The organism is Roseburia inulinivorans DSM 16841, from assembly GCF_000174195.1.
GTDB lineage: Bacteria > Bacillota > Clostridia > Lachnospirales > Lachnospiraceae > Roseburia > Roseburia inulinivorans.
Map to the genome: position 1 here is coordinate 21759 of NZ_ACFY01000113.1, position 19357 is coordinate 41115.

Below are 19357 nucleotides of genomic sequence, written 5' to 3' on the forward strand. Positions count from 1 at the left end.
CTTCGGGCCAGTATGGCCCGAGGCTGCTTAACTTGCCAGAAACCGGTACAGAGCGGATTTGCCTCCGTCCAGCGCCCAAAGAAGGGAGCCCGCCGCCGCTTGCAGTCCATACGGCGAAAGAAGGAAGGCAAGAAACAGAAATACAATCCCGCCTATGGGCGTCGGCGTGAAAAAGAGAGCGACACCCAGCACCGTCAGGATCACAGAGGCAATCGTCAGCAGGACGGCACAAATATCAAATAGGAACACCAGCAGAGCCGCCAGAAGGGACAACGCTAAAGCAAAGGGAGCAACCAATATTTTCAGCAGTATCTTCATCTTCAAAACCTCCTTTATCTATCCTTCCTACCTCTATTTTATCATGCTTGCCCGGGGACATAAATGTTGCGAAAGATTAGTAAATCCTGTCCCAAACTTTTGGGTCATACTGGCCCGAAGTGGTAAAAAAAGAGCAGGGCGGCAAGCCCCGCAACGGAAGCCTGCCGCCCTCGTCTTACTTTGCCACCAGCTCGGAAAGCTCCCGCAGCACCTTTGACACCTCGCCCCACAGCTTTTCATAGTCCCGCTTCAATCCGTCGATTTCCTCCGGGTACACGCCATGGGTTGTGCGTGTACGGCGACCTGATTGAGATTGTTGGAACAGCGCCGTTGCAGAGAGATCAGCTCTTTTACGGGCGCAAGGTCGATGTGCAGGATATACCCGTTCAGAGCCATTTTCCGTACATAAGCCCCCGGCGTTGGAAATGCCCGCCTCGGCCATCCGCTCATGGATGGCCGCCAGCTCGTCCGGTGTTACCATGACGTGCAGATGGACATTCCGCTTGCGGTTCTCCATCAGCGTTCCAGCTCCCGGCCTTTCCGGCGTTCTTTGGGCTCCTTTACCTTATCCAGCGGTTTTGCGTCCAACTCCGGGGGCGTGGGCGGGATGGGCGTGTTGTTGGGTACGCCGTCGATCATGTTGCAGTTCTGCTCTGTGGAGAGCTCGGCGGTTTTCAGATAGTTGTCTTTTTCGTGCATGGCGATCCTCCTTTATCGTTCCTCATGGTTTTTATGGTTTCGCTTCTGGCCGGGTTCCTTCGGGGGTTCCTGCCCTCTGGTTTCATCTTTGAGCCGGGCAGTAATGGATGGGCGCACCCGGTCAGGATTGCCCGGTGCTGGTTTCAGCTCATAATCCTCCATCTGCTTTTCGGTCAGCGGCTTTGCGTAGGTCAGTTCGCCCCATGCCATCAGCCTGCCGTCTGCCACAGGACGCCGCCTGTCATCATCGTAGTTGACGATGGAAAGAGGCTGGTTATCCGGCGGCTTCGGGTAAGTTCCTATGTCCACGGGCCGCTGGGTGGAATAATAGCGGTAAACGCCCTCCGGTCCCAGCTCGGTATGCTTGACCGCCGCATGGTAAAACTGCTGATAGTCGTCCACCCGGCGGTCAAAGTCCCTCTGCGCCCACGCCTGACTGGTTCCATAGCGGCCCCAGTAGTAATCCCGATGGCCGTTTTCCCCCTCGGTAAACTGCCAGGTCACAAAGGGGCTCGGCGCTCCCGGATTATGCCCCAGCGCAAAGCCGTGTCCGGTTTCAAAGGTGGCAGCTTTCAAAATCACATATCCTTGTACTGTCTCCAAGAGATTCCTCCTTTCTGTGCCTCGGGCCAACATGACCCGAAGTGCTGGATGTTACGAAATAAGAGGGCAGACCGGGGAGGAATGTAATAAGATATTCCCACCCCGGAAACACCCTCAAAAAAGCCCGGAATGTCAAGCCTTTGGAGGCGGCAAATCGTAACAGCCGCCCGGCCTTTTCTCCCGCATTTTCCTCATGCGTTCCCGGCTTTTCCGTCGGTTCCCTTCGGCCTTGCAGGCGTCGGAGCAGTAGGCTTGACGCCCCTCGGGCAAAAATGCCTTTCCGCAGACCGCACAGGCCCGCAGCTCCGGGGAGATGCCTTCCGTTGTCAGCGCCGCTTGAAGCTCCGGGTTAAGGGGCAGGACAGCCTCACGGAAGTAACGGCAGTACGCCCCTGTCCAGCACTTGTGCAGCATATAGCAGGCACAGTCAAGAGGAAGGCACAGGCCGCTTTCCCGGTCATAGTTGGCGCACACCCCCGTGACCAGAGTGCGGATTTTCTTCTTCTCGTCACGGGTCAGCTCCCGGGCGTCCATTTATGACTTCGGGCCACGATGGCCCGAAGGGCGGGGCTCCACGATCAGCGCCCGGAACTTCTTCCGGCACTGTTTTTTCTTTCCTTTGCACTCCTTGTAATAACGGCATCCCTTACAAGGGTCGTCATTGTCCCAGCCGGGGTGCGGTACTTCCTTCATCATTCGTTCAAAAGGGCTGCTTGTAAAATTCATTCTCATTCCTCCGTATCTTCCTCCCATGGCGGGGTATCTTCGTCCTCGGGTTCCTCTGCGATCTCCTCCAGCTCCCCGTCCTCATATTCGCAGTAATCATCTTCCAAATCCGGGGCTTCATGCTTCGGCTTGTAAATCTTGAAATAGTAACCAATTCCACCGCCGGCCAGCACCACCGCACCGATTAGGAGCAGAGAGAGAAGGGGGCTGTCCTTTTTCTCCGGCTTGGGTTCCGGTACTTCCTCCACCGGTTCGGTGGGCTTTGGCTCTGGCTCAGGGGTCACTTCTTTGGGCGGTTCCTTACCCTGTTCAGCAAGAGGCAGAAGGTCGTCTGTGGTAACGGTATTGAGGAAATAGACGTTCTCGCTGGTTTTCTGTTTGTCGATCACCAGATAAAACACGCTCTCGTCTGCTGTGGTGATGGTGTAGAACTCCTTTCCATCCTCGTCGGTGGCGTTGTCCACCACGGTTCCCGTCCCGTCCGGGGTAAAGGGGTTCTGGGTTTCCGGCTCTGCTTCGGTTTCTGCCGGGGAGGGAGCTGTCTCCGGCTGCGGCTCGCTGCTCTGGGCGTAGGCCGGGACCGTAAAGATCAGGCAAAACAAAAGGCTGGCAGCCATCGCCGCCAGCCTGCGAAATTTAGTTTTCTTCATGGGCCGTGTCCTCCTTTTCGGGTGCCTCCGGCTTCGGGTCAGTATGGCCCGAAGCGGTAAGGCTGTTTTTGGGGTCATTCAGAAAAGCCATAAGCTGGGCGGGCGTCAGTTTGAGGGAGCGCACCGCCTGCACGATCTGGCTGTTTTCTTCCTCCTGTTTCTGCTTTTCCAGCTCCCGGATTTTGGCCTGCCATTCGGCGGCCTTCTCCCGGGCTTTTTCCAGTTCCTTATCGAGCTTGTCGATTTTGTTCATGCAAGGACTCCTTTCCTCTGGCTCACAAACGCCCGAAGGCATAGAAATGTGTCTGCCAGTAGCTTGAATTGATGTTTGCGTATTGGATGGGCGAACCACAATGGAGCATCATCCCGTCGCCCACATAAATTCCCACATGGGATACAGGGCCGGGGCTGTCATAGGTTCCCGTGAAAAAGATAATGTCGCCGGGCTTTGCCTCGGAGGGAGAAATGATAGCACACTGGTTGTAAATGCCCTGCGCCGTGGTACGGGGCAGGTTGTGGACGCCGCTGGCCGTGTACACCCAGCAGACAAAGCCCGAACAGTCAAAGGAGGTGGACGGGCTGGAGCCGCCCCACACATAGGGCCAGCCGATGTACTTTGTGGCTTCTTCCATGAGCGCCGCAAAAGCCGGGTCATCCAGCGCCTCGCCGGGTATCTCATAGCTGGGGCCGGTATCTTCGCCACCGTTGTAAATCCCTTCCCACAGATAGGGTTTGTTGCCTTTGAGCTGCTGCATAACGGTGTAGATTTCCCGCTGCTGTTCGTTAAGCCTCGGCAGGATCACGGCGGGCAGCGTCTTGTTTGTGAGGGTCACATTGAGAATGTAATACTCATAGGGGACTTCCTCGGTGGTGGTTTCCCCTGTCTCCGGGTCGGTGCTGGTTTCGGTGCGGTAGCGTATCTCGACTTCCTCCGTCAAGGTCAGCTCATACTGTGCCTCAAAGATTTCTCGCAGTTCGTCCTGCACCTGTTCCCGGAAATACACATGGTACTTTGCCGAGAGATAGGACGCCAGCTCATAGGGGTTATGGCCGATCTCGTCCACGGAATAGCGGTACTCGTCATAGCCGGGATGGGTGCTTTCGATGTTCGCTACCGTCTGCGCCAGCTCGTTTTCCAGTGCCGTGTAGTCCTCGTCCACGCCCAGCAGGTCCGTATCCTCCGAGGCGTAGGAGGTGCCGGATAACGCATTGGCAAGGCCGCTGCCAAGCGTGGGAAAGATAGAGCTTACCGCCGACACAAGAAAACAGAGCAGCAACAGCAGGAGCAGGACCAGCACCGCCACGGGATGACGGGTCACAAACTGCGCCGCCCGACGGGTCGCAGTTCCCGAAGCGGCAGCGGTTTTCTTTGCGGCCTTTGCGCCCTGTTTTGCAGCCGCCTTTGCTTCTTTGGAATACCGGCGTTTCAGTTTCCATTTCTGCTGCACACGGGAAAGCGGATTGCTGGCAAGTTCCGGGTGCTCGGAGGCCATCTTTTGAAAATCTACATTGGCCCGGGCTTTTATGTCCTTCCGTTCCCACTTTGCCACCTTCCGGGCTGGGTGTTCCCGCCAGCGGCGTTTGGCATAGCGGGTCAGTTTCCGGGCTCCGGCCTCTGCGGCCAGCTCGGATTTATGGGCTCCTTCCACACCCACATTTTCATGCTCAACCTCGTGTATCTTGTTGTGGACATAGAACCACGCTTCTGTACGGGCTCCCCGGACTGCCTTTTTTGCAAGCCCCGGCGGCTTCTTCGCTGCCCGTTTTGCCTCGGTCTTGTCCAGTTTCTCCCGGGCCTTTCCCAGCTTTTCCCCGGCGTGTTCCGCTTTTGCCTGTGCTTTCTGGTACTTGTCCTTTTTGCTCCCGGCCTTCTCGGCGGAGCCCTCCGGCTCCTGTGCCTTGCCGGTATCCTGCGGCCCGCCCGCTTCATCTTCCTGCCTCATGCGGTCAGAGGAACGGCTTTTCCGGCTGTCCTCTTGAAACTTACCGCTTTTGGACTTCAGGCCATCATGGCCCGAAGGGCTGTCCTGTCCGGTATCCTCGTCCTCAAACCGCAGACGCCGGGATGGTGCGGGGGAAGGTCCTTCCCGTTCAGCCGGTCCGGGGCGATTGCCCCCGGTATCCTCCGTCGGCCCCGGCCTCTGAAAATTCCGTTTGTCCGGTTTCTTTCCGATGACGTATCCCTCCTTTCCAAACCTCGGGCCAACATGGCCCGAAGTGTGTTATGCCCGGTTCATTTCCTGTTTTTTGTCCTCCGGGCGGGTGGTCATAATGGCGTACAGCTCGGTATTCTGCGGGAAGCGGTCAACAAACGGGATGGTGGTATTCCCGAAGAACAGCAACCCTTCGCCGGAATTGGTATGGGTCACATAGGAAAGCTGGTGGGGGCTGATCCCAAGCTGTTTAGCTAAAATCTGCCGGTCCCCCTGTGCCTGCGAGAGCAGCACAAGGAAGTCCGAGTTTTCAAAGATGTTCTCAATCTCTGGGCTTGCCAGAAAATCCTTTACGTTCTGCGTTAAAGCACTCGGAACGCACCCTTTTTTTCGCAGCATTTTCCAGATCGCCACACAATAGCTTGCCGTCAGCCGGTCGCGGAGCAGCACATGGAACTCGTCGAAGTAGCACCATGTAGCGATACCACGCAGGAAATTCATGGACACCTGCGAGTTTACCAAGTCCTGCATAATGAGCATGGCAATCGTCCGAAGCCCGGCCCCCAGCTTTTTTAAGTCAAGGCATACCAGACGGCGGTTCAGGTCCACATTGGTTTCATGGTTGAACACATTAAGGGAACCCGACACATAGATTTCAAGGGCAGTTGCCAGCCGTACCGCCTCGCCCTCCGGCTGGGAACAGAGCAGGTCATACAGGGTTTGGAGGGTCGGCATTTTGCTTGTTTCCGGGTCCTGCAAGTGTTCCCGGTACATCTGGCGTACACAGCGGTCAATGACGGTCCGCTCCACCGGCTGCAAGCCGTCCTTGCCGCCGACGATCAGCTCCATCAGTGACAGGATAAAGTCGGCTTTCAGCGCCATCGGGTTTTCCTCGTCGAAGCTCAAATCAATGTCCATCGGATTGATGTGGTGGGGGCTGTCCGGGGCGATCTCGATGACCTGACCGCCCAGCCGCTTGATAAGGGGCGAATATTCGCCCATCGGATCAACCACAATGATCCGGTCACGGGTGGCAAGGAACACGTTCACAAGCTCCCGCTTTGCGGCAAAGGATTTGCCGGAGCCCGGCACGCCGAGGAACAGGCCGTTGGGGTTTTTGAGCTTTTTCCGGTTTGCCATGATGACGTTATGGGAAAGTGCGTTGAGCCCGTAATAGACGGCTTCGCCATCCATGCGGAGCTCCTGCGTCATAAAGGGAACGAAAATGGCCGTGGAGCTGGTCGTCATGCCACGCTTGATCTCAATGCCGTTATGACCCAGCGGAAGGCTGGAAAGAAAACCGTCCTCCTGCTGGAAGTCCAGCCGCTTCAAGGTGCAGTTGTATTTCTGGACGATACCCGACACCGTGAACAGGTCATTGTCCAGCTCCCGGCGGGTCGGGGCCATGTTTACCACAAGGAAGGTCAGCAGGAACATTCTTTCATTCCGGCTCTGTAAATCTTCCAGAAGGGTCTTTGCGTCGTTGCTGTACGTTACAAGGTCGGGCGGAAGTATGTCCATGTCGTACCCTGACCGGGCTGCCTTCTTTTGTTCCTCCACCTTCATCTTGTCAATGTCGGAGACTTTGGCCTTGATAGATTTTACGGCGGCGGCCTGATCGACGGTTTGGATATGGAGAGTGATGGTCATTTCCGCGTCCATTTCCAAAAGCTCCGCCAGCAGCTTGTCCGAGAGCTCCGAGGCCAAAATCTGCAAGTAGGAGGCAGCGCCCCAAGTCGTCCCCACCCGGAACAGACGGCTGAAACGAAAATCGAAACTGTCCGGGGCGATAAAGTCTTTGGTGGAAAGCCCGGTTTTGGGGATCATATCCCATGAAAACCGGAAGGGGGAGCCGCTGCCGGGGTGGAGTTGCCCGTGAAGAAGTTCCAGCCGTTCCAGCCCCGAAAGGGAACGGCACTTGACGCCCAGCTTTTTGAAGTTCCCGCAAATGTCCGCCTCTACACGTTCCAGCCTTGCCCTGGCGGTGGAAAGGTCGTCCACGTTCACGCCGAAGGTCAGGAGCTTTGTGCGGACAATGCCGTTGTTGCTTTTGGCGATCTGGTTTTCCAGCATTTCCACATACTCACACCGGACGCTGTTGTAATCATCGTCCTGCATGGGGATGTTCACGCTGTACCGGCTGCCCGGGCGGCTTCGGTGGTTGAGGAAGGAAAGCTGGAACGGAAGGCTGCTGTCAAAGTAGTTGAGGCAGGCGCTCCACCCGTCAAAGATGGCCGCCTGATCCTCGGACTGTGCGAGCTGGTAGTTGATGTCCTCGTATTCAATGGTTTTGGTGTAATAGCGGTCCGCTACCCGGCACACCCCGTCCCGGTACATTTCCCGGTAAGGGAGGGTCTGCTGGGCGGTGGTGGGAATGTTCTTTCCTTTCGTGAACAGGCCGGTAAGGCCCTGCTTTTCAGGCTTTCTGCCTGCGGGCTTTCCGGCCCTTCTGCTGTTTCGCAATCGGCTGCGCCTCCTTTCTGGCGCTAAGCAGCGCATAGAAGTTTTCGGTTTTGTAAGGCCGCACACGGGGATAGAGGAACCGGGTGCGGATGATATTTTTCAGCACTTTTTCCAGCGGCAGGCCGTCCCGCTCATACATAGCCAGAAAGAAGAACGGGAGCATGAGGCCGATCATCAGGAACATGGCGGCGCTGTTCCCGATACTGCCACGGGAAAACAGGTAAGCCGGGAGGCCCACCGCCGCCGCGCTGGAAAAACAAACAAGCTGGCGCTTCGTCAGATTGAAGGCCAGCTTTGTCTTGATTTTGGAAAGGTCTTTTGGTACTGGCACATAGGCCATTTGGGTACACCTCCTTTATTGCTTCGGGCCAGCATGACCCGAGGTTATCTTGCGGCCTCTTTGGCCGGGGCTGTGCTGCGGGCAGCTTCGGCGGCCTCTCGTCCGCTCTGCCTTGCCCGCCAGTATTCGGGGTGATACTGCCGGATGGACTGATTGAGTTTTTCTTCAAACTGTCCTTTGTCCTTAATGCGGTCAGGGATTTTCCACAGCTTTTTGTCCAGCAGCTCCCGGAGCACCACACTTTCCTGTGCGTCCTCCTCATAGCAGATATAGCCCTTGTCCTTGAAGCCGCACTTTTTCGCTGCTGGGGAGAGGACGGCGGCTACCTCATTTGCCACCATCGTTCCGCCGTGGCTGGCGGTAGATACCAGAAACACCCCCGGACAGAGGGTTTCACAATTCTGCACCTCGCCCCACGGGGAACTTTTCGGCCCATGGAACATTCCGCCCGTCCGGCTCCGGTCCGCCTGCATGAGCGCCGCCTTTTCCAAGATGGCGCGAAGTTCCGGGGAAAAGTAGGCGTATTCCCGAAGGACACGGGCGGCCTCCCCGCCGCAGGCGTTCATCAACAGGGTATAGGCGTCACTGTCCGCTTTGGTACAGCGGCCCAGCAGTTTTCCGTCGTAATAGCAGGCCGCGTCATAGCCCGTCCGTTTGCGTGGCATGGTTCCCGCCTCCTTTCTGCTTCGTGCCAGCATGGCCCGAGGTCAACGCTCTGCACTGCGGCTGGGCTTTTCCTTCGGAGGCCGCTCTGCCTTTGCCTGTTCAGCAGCCGCTTTCCCGGCTTTGAGCTGGTCGCTGATGGACGCACGCCCCACAGAGCCGCGCTCCGCCATCTGTTCCAGCTTTGCCTCATAGGCTTGCAGAACAGCGGTGTTGAGCTGTTCTCGGAACTCCTTTGTGACAGGGTAGGCCATATCCCGGTAGCCGCCTTTGCCGTCCGGCTGGCTGGGCATCCCAAGAAAGAGGCCCTTGCTGCCCTGTACGATTTTCAGATTTTCCACCACAAAACAGTCATTGAATTTCACGCTGGCAAAGCCCATCAGATTTTTCACAGGTTCGATGACCCGCACGCTTACATCCAGCTTTATAGGGGCGGCTGGTGTTCCGCCCGCAGTTTTTTCCTGCATGGATTTCTCCTTTCCGCTTCGGGTCAGCATGGCCCGAAGTCTCTTAATGGCAGCCGAAGATGGATTTTGCAAGACTGCCTGTTTTGAATAAGGTAAAACACAGCAGCACCGTATATCCCACACAGCCCCAGATTGCCCCGATGGGGTCGCCGTCGGTGGCGATACTCTGGATCAGCACCGCATAGATGGCGACACAGACCAAGATCAATAGACCTTGAAAGCCCACCGCAAAGAGAGAGCGGAAATAGTTCTGCCCCATGTGTCCGTTTTCCCTGTTGGGGACTGTGGCAAACGGGATAGGCGCTAAACTTGTGAGTAAATAAATTTCAATCATACGGCCATATACGATGACGAAAATCACGATGTTTAAGGCAATCATGGTAAGCTGGATCAGGAAGGACTGGAGCCAGAGTCCGAACAGAGGGCCTAACTCCATCGCCTCAAGCTCTGTCCGCAGACTGTCCAGCACATCCGGCGTGATCTCTGTCCCGTTCTGGATAATGCCCGCTGACTGCTGTATCACATGCTGGCTCACATCAAAGACCGCCAGCACGATATTGAAGGTATTCGTCAGGATCATCACAGCCACAAAGGTTTTGAACACCCACTTAAAAAACATCCATGTGTCAACTTCATGGAGGTTGTTGCGTTCTATGAGCATCTGTATCAGTTCATAGGTCATAACAAAAGTGAGGATGACCCCGGCGATTGGCAGAATGGCAGTTTCGGAGATCTGTCGTATCATGGAAAAGACCCCGGCGTTCCAGTCCGCCGGGGTCGTGCCTACCTGTGTGGCGATCTCGCCAACGCTCTGATTGACGTTATCGAAAAGGCCATCCAGATTTCCCATGATACCATCGACGAGCAGACCTTTCAGCCATTCAACGATTGCGTCGATGATAAAGTCCATACATCAGCTCCTTTTCTGGAAAAGGGACAACGGGTGACACTTAGCTGAACAGGCCGGACAGCAGAGGGATAAGCTGAAGGCCGATCAGAACGACACCGCCGCCCGCCATGAGCTGTTTTATCCCCAATTAGGTGTAAAACTCTGCTCGATGGCGGGCGGCGGCGTACAAAAAATCTATATGGTGTTTTTAAGAGAACCGTCCCGGCGGGACAGGTCAGGCAGTGACCTGTTCCACCTCTGGGATGGGTTTGAGATTAAAATGAATTTCGATAGAAATGTGTCTTGTTTTATCTTCGTCAATGCGCTCATGCACGACGATTTCTTTGATTAAGCGGTTGAGGGTGGCTGCGTCCAGCTCTGTGATATTGGCGTATTCCTGAATGGCTTCCACCCATTGTTTTGCGTCATTGGCAAGCTGGACTTCATCGGACAGCCGCTTTCTGCCCTCGGACACTTTTGCTTTAAGCTCCGCTTGCTCGGTCTGTGTCTTTTCCAGCATGGTGTTGAAATTCTGCTCACTGATACGCCCTGCAATCATATCCTCATAAAGCCGCATGACCATTTTATCCAGAACCTCAATCCGTTCCTCGTCCCTTGTAAGGGAGCGTTCCATTGCTTCCCGCTGTTCCCGCTGCTCGGCTTCACAGGTATTAGTCAGGCGGTCGGCAACCGCTTTCCCGTCCATCAGGGCAGCTCTGGCACATTCCCGGATTTTCCGCAGCACATGGCTGTAAAGGGTGTCATAGTCAATCCGGTGCTGGGTGCAGTGGTTCTTTCCAAAGGCATTGTAGGTCTTGCAGGAATAAATCTGCTGGGGATGTTTTGCGTTTGTGTAGCGTATCGTCAGCGACTTCCCACACTCGCCGCATTTTATCAGTCCGGCAAACAGGCTGATTTCATTGGTCTGCCCCGGACGCTGGCGGGATTTCAGCTTGTTCTGCACAATGTCAAAGCTCATGCGGTCAATCAGCGGTTCATGCTGTCCCTCCACCACAATCCAGTCCTCCGGCTTCTTTTCTCCAATCGTGCCGATTTTGAAACGGTAGTCTTTTTTCTGGGAAGCAATCGCCCCGGTGTAGACGGGATTCATCAAGAGGTCTTTGATAACGGAGAAGTCCCACATATACCGTCCGTTTTCCGGGTCTTTCTTTTCCCATTTGGTGCGGGTATTGCGAAGCCCCCGTTCCCGGTTCCACCATGTGGGGCAGGGGATTTTTTCTTCCTCCAGCCGTCTGCGGATATAGTTCGGACCATGACCGTTCAGGGCATATCCGAAAATCAGCCGCACAATCGGGGCGGTTTCCTCGTCAATGAGCAGATGGTTTCTGTCCTCTGGGTCTTTCCGATACCCAAAGGGGGCAAGACACCCGGTAAACTGTCCTTTCTGCGCTTTCAGAAGATAAGAGGAATGGACTTTCTTGGAAATATCCTTGCTGTACATCTCGTTCAGGATATTCTTGAACGGGGCAATATCGTTGTTATCCCGCAGGGTGTCGATACCGTCATTCATGGCGATATAGCGGACACCGTTTCTTGGGAAAAAGTCCTCAATCAAATGCCCGGTTTGCAGATAGTTACGCCCCAGTCGGCTGAGGTCTTTCGTGATGACAAGGTTGATTTGCCTGCGCTCAATGGCTCTCAACATTCTCTGTAAATCAGGACGCTCCATATTAAGACCTGTGAAGCCATCGTCCTGATAGACTGCCACAACCTCCCATCCCTGCTTTTCGCAGTATTTTTCCAGCATATCACGCTGGTTTGCGATACTGGCACTTTCGCCTTGCAGGTCATCGTCCTTTGACAGCCTGCAATAGACCGCTGCACGATACCCTCCGGCAAGTGCCGAACCGATTGTTCTGTATTCCATTTCGTTCATCATAGCCATTTACCCACACAATCCAGACGGTATCTGGCTCTTTTGAACCTCATCTTCATTATAGCTCATATCTTTCCTTTTAGCAAGATATTCTTTCGTATTTGTCTTACCGTATTTCTGGGAAATCAGGCTGACGAACACATCGGTTGCGTCCAGTTCCCCGTCAAATACCGTTGTAACATGAATCTCTGTTTTGTTTTTTGCCATAGGCAGTTATCCTCCATACATGAAAATAGCCAGACAGAGGGTGTCGGCAACGAAGTCCGGCAACGGGCTTCAAAAGACCTTGCAAACAATCTCAATCTGGCGATGGTTACTATTTATACTTTTCTTTTATTTTTCTGTTGTTTTGGTTGTCATAGGGGAGAAAAGCCGATAGTTTCGGGATTTTCCCCGGCAACCGGCTCGGCAACGGGATAGCAACAGGGGGTGCAACGGGCTGCCATTTTCAGAACGGAAGCTCCATCTGTTCTGTGACCTCCACAAAACCGTCCATCGTTTTTTCAGACGGGTTGCCGGAGTCCGTTGCCGGGTTTTCACGCTCCCAGCCCTTTTGTCTGCCATATTCGGAAAACATTCTTGGGTTCGGGAAGTACCGCCAGCCAGAAATGCACTGGTTCATAATCTCGTTGATTTCCCGGATTTCCCATTGCTTCGGCTCGTCAAAGGCATGGTTCAAGGCTTCCTTATAGAGCTGCTTGGAGCAGACCATGCTCCCGGTGTACTTATCAAGATACGCCTGTATCATCCCGGCTTTGGTGTCCTCCGGCATAAAATCCCGCTGGTGTTCTTTGAGATACCGCTGCATGGCAGGGCTGAAAGCCAGCTTGAACCTGCCGCTTCTGTAAATTTCCATCGCTTCTGCCCACATCTGCTCGATATAGGCTCTGGAAGCGGCTTCGTCCTCCAAAATGTGAACCTCGGCTTGCTCCGGGTACACCATGACGGGGATAAAGCGGCGGTTGCCGGAACGGTCAAGGGGCAGGAAGTCAAGGGCATTGGAAGTGCCGCCAAACACGCACTGACGGGGGCGGTCTGCTGGGTGGGTTTCATAGGGTATCTTGTAAACCTCTTTCTGTCGGCTTAAAAATGACTTGATTTCCTCAATGCTCTTGGCGTTTGCGGTTGCCATCATTTCCGACATTTCGATAATCCAGTGACCTTGCAGCTTACGGTACACATTGTCATCGTCCAGCTTCCGCAAATCATCGGAGAACCACTCGTCCCGGACTGCCAGCAGACGGAAGAAGGTGGACTTTCCAGCCCCCTGACCGCCTACCAGACAGAGCATGATTTCAAACTTGCACCCCGGCTGAAAGGCTCGTGAGATTGCACCCAGCAGGAACAGCTTCAACGCTTCATAGGTGTAATCGTCTGCGTCAGCCCCCAGAAAGTGCCGCAGACAGAAACGGATTCGTTCTGTCCCGTCCCACACAAGGGCACTTAGGTAGTCCCGGATGGGATGGTACTTGTTTTCATTCGCCACAATCCCGATGGCATTATCAATCTTTTTCTCATTGGTAAGCCCATAGGTTTCTTCCAGATAGAGAAGCAGATACTTCATATCCGTATCGTTCAGGGCTGTGCTTTCTCTGTGAAAACCGATGGGCTTTATGATGTCCTTGCGGTCGGTCAGGATGTTGTATGCGATAGCCCCGGAAAGCAGAGGGTCACGCTGGAATACGGTCAGGCAGTTCCGTATGCTCTGGCGGACACCGCCTTTCTCGGTGGTTTCCAGCCCCGCCTTGATTTCCTCAATGCTCTGGGGCGGCTGCATGGCGTTCATGGTGTTTTTTAGTTCTTGCTGCGTCTGCGGCTGCAAGCTCTGCCATTCGCTGTTCAAGCTGTATCACATCCTTTCCGTAGTCCGCAATCAAAGCCGCTTTTTCCTCTGTCTCCCCGAACAGCAGCACATCCAGCAGATATTCCACATGGGCTTGCTTTTGTAAGGCTTCCACAAACCGGGGATGAAAGGCTTCCTCTGGGGAGTGCGGGGCATATTCCGTTCTCCATGCCATAAGCAAGTGGAGATAATCGGCAAGGATACGGAAGCAGCGGTTCTTTGCTTCCTGAAACTGTTCCTCCGGGGATTTCTGCCGGGGCTTGGGCTTTTTTGCCTTTCCCGGCGGTTTCCAGTCCTCATAGGAAAGCCCGAAGTCATTTGCCAGTTGTACGGCGGCTTCTTTCTTTGCCAGCCCATACAGGGCGGCGGCAAAATCAATCACATCCCCATCCGCACCGCAGCCGAAGCAGTGGTAACGCCGATCCAGCTTCATGCTTGGGGTTTTATCATTATGGAACGGGCAGCAAGCCATCCCGTTCCGACCTACATGGATTCCATAATGCTCCGCAGCCTGTCTTGTTGTGACGGACTGCTTCACAGCTTCAAATACATTCAAATCTATCCCTCCTTGAAAATAAGAAAAGCACCTGACATTCTCTGATTGAAAATGGCAAGTGCCTGTTAAAGTTCCATATCCTGTTGTCTGTGTTTCGCCTGTGCCGGGGCGGTTCTTTGAGCCTTTTTCTCGTCTGCCTTATCCTGCAAGACTTCCTTGATGGGCTGCTTCTTGGGCGGCTCTTTACTTTCCTCTGTGCCGGGTGTGGCTTTCCGTACCCAGTAGCGGATGTCCCGCAGCTTCTTCAAATCCTCCTGTACCTCGGTCAGTGGTACTTTCAACTCTGCGATTTCTTCCAGAAGCGTTTCCTGCTCCTCTTGCAGCTCCTTTTGGGTACTGTCCTTATCATCTGGGTGCTTGGCAAGGTGGGTGGCGGCTTTTTCATACCGGGCAACCTCCGGGTGTTCCTGTTTGAATTTCTCCTTTGTTTTCTTAAAAAATATCTTCTGGTACTTCTCATAGACAGGCTTACATTCCTTGCAGTCTGTCCGGCTGGCAAGAATCCCGTCAATCACTTTGCTTCGGGCTTCCTTTGGCTTCATCTGATTGCGGTAATCTGCGGCTGATTTCCCGGAAGATTCCAGAAATGCTTCTAAGTCCTCCACAGTGGAAAGCCCCTTTTGCTGGAGATAGGACAGGGCTTCGCTGACTGCCTTTAAGTCCTGTGAAGTCCCCCGGTTCTGTCCAGACCTCGTCCAGTCCTTCCGTTCTTCCTTTCGTATCTCCATATATTTCATCAGTAGATTGGGAAGAAGTGTCGCTTCCTCCGCCGCCTTTTGTGCAAGCAGTTCTTTCCGTTTTTCTCCCAGCTCGGTAATCCAGCCTTTGAGGTTTTGGATAAGCTGCCGGATGGACTTCATCAGGCGGTTGGCGGCTCTGATTTCCCGGTTCAGGTTGCCGATGTTCGTCTGGATACCCCGCTTTTCCATCTGCCGGACAGCAGCTCCCTCATGGACAGTAGGGATAATATCAAGCCCCTGTCTGGCATAAGAACGCAAGTCCACACGCTCTGGGCGGTCATTGGCTTCCAGATAGCGGTTCTGGATGACCTCCCATTCATGCCGCCAGATTTCGCAATACTTCTGGTCGTTCCAGTCAACCGTATCCTCCTTGTGGCTTTTCCATCTGCCGGACGGAAGTTTTATCCGTTCCCCGTTTTCGTCAAGGTCATAAACCTTGCGGCTCTTGGGAAGCCATTTTCCATGTTCGTCCATTGCCCTCATAGTGAGCATGACATGGGCGTGGGGATTGTGTCCCGGCGGATGGGGGTCATGGATTGCAAAATCAGCAATCATGCCTTTGGAAACAAACTGCTGCTCACAAAACTCCCGGACAAGGACAGCATACTGGTCGGGCGGTATCTCTCTGGGGATGGTAAGCACCCACCGCCTTGCAAGCTGGGAGTTCCATTGTTTTTCCACCGCTTCGGCGGCGTTCCACAAAGTATTGCGGTCTGCATATTCCTGTGGGGCATTAGGTGGGAGCAGGATTTCATTGTGGACAATACCACGCTTTTCCGGGTAGTGCTTCACTTGCTGGTCGTATTCACAGAACAGCTTTTCGCCGCTTTGGTAAGCAGCGGCGGCAACCGCAGACTGCCGCTGGCTGCGCTGAACAATCGTGATTTCGTTGTGTGGGCAGGGCATTTCGTGTCCCTCCTTTCGGTAATTGGTGGATGGGGTGGCGTTTTACCACCTCATTTTGGCAGAAAAAAAGCAGGAGACCTTTTTCAGATTTCCTGCTCGGTGTGCCGCTGTGAAGGCGGCGGATATTTAGCTGTAAAAGTTCGGGACAAGTTGACCCGATGTGTGGGTGGCAAACTTGAATTTTACGATTTTTTGTTTTTCAAAAAGTCAATAGTTCTTTTCACGATAAATACGATACATATCAAACCTACAATCCCACAAACAATAGAGTCCTTTAAGTCTGCAAATCCTCCTGTGTACTGCATTGCATAATAATAAACTGTCCATATCAGTATCAATACGAACACACTAATACTTAACCAATAAGACTTTTTCTTCATCTAATTTTCCTCACATTGAACTTCCGATTAGTCGTTGACTTCATTATACTTTATTCGACCGTCAAAGTATAGAGAGATTTTGTAAAACTTGTCGGCTGGGAACAACTTGCAACGCAAGGTGTCCCCAGATGGCAAGTCCACAAAAGGGTAGCTGGCGGCAGCCAGCGCAGGGGAAGCGTAGCGTCCCCTGTTTGATTTGGAGCAGACCATGACTGCGGAAAATCACAGCCCTCCGGTGAGGAGCCTTCGGAGAACGCAATGCACCAACCTCTGGGTGGTGTATAATTGCGCCCTTAGTAAACTAAGGGGTTTCCGGCTTCTCACGTTCCAGCAGTTTCTTCAATAGTTCCTGCGTGTCCTGCCTGTGAAAAATGAGTGTCAACAACAGCATGACATCATCATCTGTCAGGCGTTCCGGCTCTTGCAGAAAACTTTCCAGCATACCGCCACGAGTACAGAGCCGGTGTGTCCGTTCTTTTCGGGTAAGCTGCTTTAGCTGGTGCTGCAATGCCTTTTCATCATTGATGGCTTTCCGCAGTTTCTTTTCACTCTTTTCCAACTCTCGGTTGAGCTTTTCCAGCTTTGAGGTATCAGGCAAGGGCAGCGTCCTCCTTTCCCGGTATCAGCACATAAATCCTGTTTGGTTCTCCAACGCCCTGACGCACTCGCATGATCAGTCCGGCGGTTTCCAGTTCATTCAGAGAACGCTTGACCGTCATGGGGCTGCGGGACAGGACTGCGGCAATGGCTGTGACAGGGAAGCAGATAAACAGGATTCCGTTCTCGTCCTCCTGTCCGTTGGATAGCATAGCGTCCAACATCCGGCAGTACATGACCTTTGCGGTGCTGCTGACTGGAAATCCTGTCAACGCTCTGGGAAAGGGCATACAGGGCGGCAACGGTGTGCCTATCGTCATAAATTCAAAATTCATTCGGTGTGTTCCTCCTTTTTCTTTGCTCTTTTGGATAAATAACGGGGGCAGTCAACCACAACCGCCCGGAAGCTCTGCTTGCACCCATGCTTGCATTTCCGGCATAATTCGTTGTAAGTGACACGCCCCCGGTCATTGAGGTAAAAAGAAAGCTCATGCTTCCTCTTTTTGCTCATTCTCGGCATATTGCGTTTCCTCCCGTTTTAGTGTATAGTTTCGGGGCGATTTTCGGCAAAATTACGGTCATAGAGCCGTCTAAAATCTCCAGAAGTATCAGCAATAGGGTAGACTATCCCCCTATCAGATTGTCGTGTTTCGGTATCATTTCGGTATCAGTTCGCCAGTTCTCCCCGGTGTCGTTCCTCCCCTGAATCTCACAGCGGCGTATTGCTCCCTTTGGTACGCTCGTTTCGGTCAGGGTTCCTCCATATCCCTGCCAAAAGTCATGGCGCTACATCGCCGGGGAAGCATATCCCACACAGGCTGGTCATTCGATTGGAATAATCCATCGATGAACTACCTGTATCATAGAACATTTTTGTGCCCTGTGCCGTATGTCCACAAAGTAGGAATTAAGGGTAAAAATCAGAAATTTCCACGATTGCGGAAAGTATGATATAATCCAGTTAAGCGGCAGTAATGAAACCGCCGGAAAGGAGCGTGCGCCCATGAAAGGAGCGACAAGCATACAGGAACGCCTTTGGGAACTCCGCAAGGACAAAGGCTTAAATCTGGAAGAATTATCAGAGCTGACGGGCATTTCCAAATCAGCTCTTGGCAGTTATGAAAAAGAGGATTATAAGGAAATCAATCATGGCAACCTTATCACGCTGGCAGACTTCTATGGGGTTTCCGTTGATTATCTGCTGTGCCGGACAGAGAACCGGGAGCAGATCAACACGCCACTAACAGAGCTGCATTTGAATGATGAGATGGTGGCACTTCTGAAAGGCGGTCGGATTAACAACCGTCTGCTCTGTGAGCTTGCCACTCATAAGGACTTTATCAAGTTTCTTGCGGACATTGAGATTTATGTAGATGGGATTGCCACCATGCAGATTCAAAACCTCAACGCCCTTGTCGATACTGTCCGGCATGAAATCATTGAACGGTATCGCCCCGGCGAAGACGACCCGCATTTGAAAGTGCTGCAAGCCGCCCATATCAGCGATGATGAATATTTCAGCCACATGGTTCTTGATGACCTCAATCTCATTATCCGGGATATTCGGGAAGCCCACAAAAAGGACAGCGAGAGTGCGCCCCAGACCACCGTTGCCGATGAATTGAAAGAAAATTTGGAAGCGGTTGAAAATTTCAAGGGCAGTCGGGATGAAAAGCTGGTTGTCCTTTACTGCAAGCAGCTCGGCATCAACTATAAAAATCTGTCAGACGAAGAATTTCGCTGGCTCATTCGGATTCTACAAAAATCAAAGAAAACAGGAACTCCTATCAGTCAAAGGAAAAACGGTAAAGAAAAACCGCTGTTGCATGGTTGTGTTTGCTTCCATGTAGCAGCGGTTGGTGCTATACTTATTCAGTTAAAATTTCAAAGCGATAAAGTGGAATTTATCTTAGAAATTACAGCAATGTTATTTTGATAAACTTTCAAGAATTGAAATATCATGCTTATCTTTATCTCTTAATTCATAACCTGAATGGAAAACTCTTTGGCCTTTTAAGGATATACAAGGAATTGTTTTTCCTTCAAAAAAAGCACTACCAAAGTAATCTTTTTCAAACTCATACCAGCCACCCTCTAAATCAGCTTGTTTTGAAGTTCCGTCCTCACTTAAAACGAACGGGTGAATGTCTAAGTAACCAAGTTCATCACTATATAACTCTATTCTAACCGGTTTCCAGTCTGTATCAATTTTATAGCCCAGATTCAAAAGCACATTTAACAATTTTTCCGTATGTTGAGCATCAAAATTTATATCTATATCTCTATGAATTCTTGTTTGTTTACCAGCTAAAATATCTACACCCCATCCGCCATCCAACCAGTATGTAATTCCAGTATTTTCGAATAATTCTATTACTTTCATTAAATCTTCTTTTGTTGTTATTTCTTTTCTACCCATACAAAGTCTCCTTTACAACTTCTAATTTGTAATAATCATTCTACCATA

General features: G+C 52.7%; 22 protein-coding genes and 3 pseudogenes. 1 reads left to right on the forward strand and 24 read right to left on the reverse strand.

The features are described from left to right. Positions 1 to 27: 27 nt before the first annotated feature. From ROSEINA2194_RS12860 to ROSEINA2194_RS12970, 23 genes and pseudogenes are all read right to left on the reverse strand, one after another. Positions 28 to 318, reverse strand: coding sequence for a CD1845 family protein (locus tag ROSEINA2194_RS12860; protein WP_005927606.1), 291 nt, complete (start codon positions 316 to 318; stop codon positions 28 to 30). A gap of 175 nt (positions 319 to 493) precedes the next feature. Then, positions 494 to 835, reverse strand: a pseudogene (locus tag ROSEINA2194_RS12865) (plasmid mobilization protein). Then, the gene (locus ROSEINA2194_RS12870) at positions 835 to 1017 is read right to left on the reverse strand and encodes a DUF4316 domain-containing protein (protein WP_003500078.1); all 183 of its coding nucleotides are present in this window, start codon (positions 1015 to 1017) and stop codon (positions 835 to 837) included. Before ROSEINA2194_RS12870 ends, ROSEINA2194_RS12865 begins: the two are co-directional and overlap by 1 nt. A 12-nt stretch (positions 1018 to 1029) precedes the next feature. Then, positions 1030 to 1620: a defense against restriction DarA-related protein gene (locus ROSEINA2194_RS12875; protein ID WP_202615304.1), complete on the reverse strand. Its 591-nt coding sequence runs from the start codon at positions 1618 to 1620 to the stop codon at positions 1030 to 1032. 132 nt (positions 1621 to 1752) lie between these two features. Beyond that, on the reverse strand, positions 1753 to 2154 hold the full coding sequence (locus ROSEINA2194_RS12880) for a cysteine-rich VLP protein (protein ID WP_044928002.1): 402 nt from the start codon (positions 2152 to 2154) through the stop codon (positions 1753 to 1755). Further along, the gene (locus ROSEINA2194_RS12885; RefSeq protein WP_003500082.1) at positions 2155 to 2346 is read right to left on the reverse strand and encodes a hypothetical protein; all 192 of its coding nucleotides are present in this window, start codon (positions 2344 to 2346) and stop codon (positions 2155 to 2157) included. It lies immediately after the preceding gene. Positions 2347 to 2348: 2 nt separating this feature from the next. After that, positions 2349 to 2996, reverse strand: a complete 648-nt coding sequence (locus ROSEINA2194_RS12890) for a DUF4366 domain-containing protein (RefSeq protein ID WP_007887850.1) — start codon at positions 2994 to 2996, stop codon at positions 2349 to 2351. Then, on the reverse strand, positions 2983 to 3249 hold the full coding sequence (locus ROSEINA2194_RS12895; RefSeq protein ID WP_005927622.1) for a DUF4315 family protein: 267 nt from the start codon (positions 3247 to 3249) through the stop codon (positions 2983 to 2985). The genes ROSEINA2194_RS12890 and ROSEINA2194_RS12895 overlap by 14 nt, the downstream gene beginning before the upstream one ends. Before the next feature lie 22 nt (positions 3250 to 3271). Further along, entirely contained in the window at positions 3272 to 4939 is a 1668-nt protein-coding gene (locus tag ROSEINA2194_RS12900) for a C40 family peptidase (RefSeq protein WP_007887854.1), read from the reverse strand. Between the two features lie 279 nt (positions 4940 to 5218). Beyond that, the gene (locus tag ROSEINA2194_RS12905; RefSeq protein WP_370672134.1) at positions 5219 to 7648 is read right to left on the reverse strand and encodes a VirB4-like conjugal transfer ATPase, CD1110 family; all 2430 of its coding nucleotides are present in this window, start codon (positions 7646 to 7648) and stop codon (positions 5219 to 5221) included. Further along, positions 7566 to 7952, reverse strand: a complete 387-nt coding sequence (locus ROSEINA2194_RS12910; RefSeq protein WP_003500106.1) for a PrgI family protein — start codon at positions 7950 to 7952, stop codon at positions 7566 to 7568. Before ROSEINA2194_RS12910 ends, ROSEINA2194_RS12905 begins: the two co-directional genes overlap by 83 nt. 44 nt (positions 7953 to 7996) lie before the next feature. Then, positions 7997 to 8650, reverse strand: coding sequence for a DUF7007 domain-containing protein (locus ROSEINA2194_RS12915; protein ID WP_007887859.1), 654 nt, complete (start codon positions 8648 to 8650; stop codon positions 7997 to 7999). A gap of 9 nt (positions 8651 to 8659) precedes the next feature. Next, positions 8660 to 9112 (reverse strand): SpoVG family protein, encoded by a 453-nt coding sequence (locus ROSEINA2194_RS12920; RefSeq protein WP_007887861.1) that lies wholly within the window; start codon positions 9110 to 9112, stop codon positions 8660 to 8662. Between the two features lie 13 nt (positions 9113 to 9125). Continuing rightward, positions 9126 to 9992 carry a VirB6/TrbL-like conjugal transfer protein, CD1112 family gene (locus ROSEINA2194_RS12925; RefSeq protein ID WP_007887863.1) on the reverse strand — a complete coding sequence of 289 codons (867 nt, stop codon included), beginning with the start codon at positions 9990 to 9992 and terminating at the stop codon, positions 9126 to 9128. A 40-nt stretch (positions 9993 to 10032) separates the two neighbouring features. Then, a pseudogene (locus tag ROSEINA2194_RS20480) lies at positions 10033 to 10116 on the reverse strand (Maff2 family mobile element protein); the annotation flags it as partial. Positions 10117 to 10206: 90 nt separating this feature from the next. Next, positions 10207 to 11877, reverse strand: coding sequence for a recombinase family protein (locus ROSEINA2194_RS12930; RefSeq protein WP_007887864.1), 1671 nt, complete (start codon positions 11875 to 11877; stop codon positions 10207 to 10209). After that, positions 11878 to 12075: a hypothetical protein gene (locus ROSEINA2194_RS12935; protein ID WP_003020324.1), complete on the reverse strand. Its 198-nt coding sequence runs from the start codon at positions 12073 to 12075 to the stop codon at positions 11878 to 11880. Between the two features lie 241 nt (positions 12076 to 12316). Then, complete coding sequence (locus ROSEINA2194_RS12940) at positions 12317 to 13654, reverse strand: virulence-associated E family protein (RefSeq protein WP_003500111.1); 1338 nt, start codon at positions 13652 to 13654, stop codon at positions 12317 to 12319. Continuing rightward, entirely contained in the window at positions 13623 to 14267 is a 645-nt protein-coding gene (locus tag ROSEINA2194_RS12945) for a CHC2 zinc finger domain-containing protein (RefSeq protein ID WP_007887871.1), read from the reverse strand. Before ROSEINA2194_RS12945 ends, ROSEINA2194_RS12940 begins: the two co-directional genes overlap by 32 nt. Before the next feature lie 65 nt (positions 14268 to 14332). Then, a complete protein-coding gene (gene mobQ / locus ROSEINA2194_RS12950) occupies positions 14333 to 15913 on the reverse strand; it encodes a MobQ family relaxase (RefSeq protein ID WP_007887873.1) in 1581 nt (526 codons plus the stop codon). Between the two features lie 681 nt (positions 15914 to 16594). Then, positions 16595 to 16891 carry a DUF3847 domain-containing protein gene (locus ROSEINA2194_RS12960; RefSeq protein WP_002584328.1) on the reverse strand — a complete coding sequence of 99 codons (297 nt, stop codon included), beginning with the start codon at positions 16889 to 16891 and terminating at the stop codon, positions 16595 to 16597. Beyond that, the gene (locus tag ROSEINA2194_RS12965; protein ID WP_002584329.1) at positions 16884 to 17225 is read right to left on the reverse strand and encodes a replication initiator protein A; all 342 of its coding nucleotides are present in this window, start codon (positions 17223 to 17225) and stop codon (positions 16884 to 16886) included. The genes ROSEINA2194_RS12960 and ROSEINA2194_RS12965 overlap by 8 nt, the downstream gene beginning before the upstream one ends. Further along, a complete protein-coding gene (locus tag ROSEINA2194_RS12970) occupies positions 17222 to 17410 on the reverse strand; it encodes a hypothetical protein (RefSeq protein WP_002584330.1) in 189 nt (62 codons plus the stop codon). Before ROSEINA2194_RS12970 ends, ROSEINA2194_RS12965 begins: the two co-directional genes overlap by 4 nt. A gap of 483 nt (positions 17411 to 17893) precedes the next feature. Between ROSEINA2194_RS12970 and ROSEINA2194_RS12975 the strand changes: the two are divergent. Beyond that, positions 17894 to 18691 (forward strand): annotated as a pseudogene (locus ROSEINA2194_RS12975) (helix-turn-helix domain-containing protein); the annotation flags it as partial. 126 nt (positions 18692 to 18817) lie between these two features. Here ROSEINA2194_RS12975 and ROSEINA2194_RS12980 read toward each other — a convergent pair. Further along, a complete protein-coding gene (locus ROSEINA2194_RS12980; RefSeq protein ID WP_002584332.1) occupies positions 18818 to 19309 on the reverse strand; it encodes a nucleotidyltransferase domain-containing protein in 492 nt (163 codons plus the stop codon). Positions 19310 to 19357 lie beyond the last annotated feature (48 nt).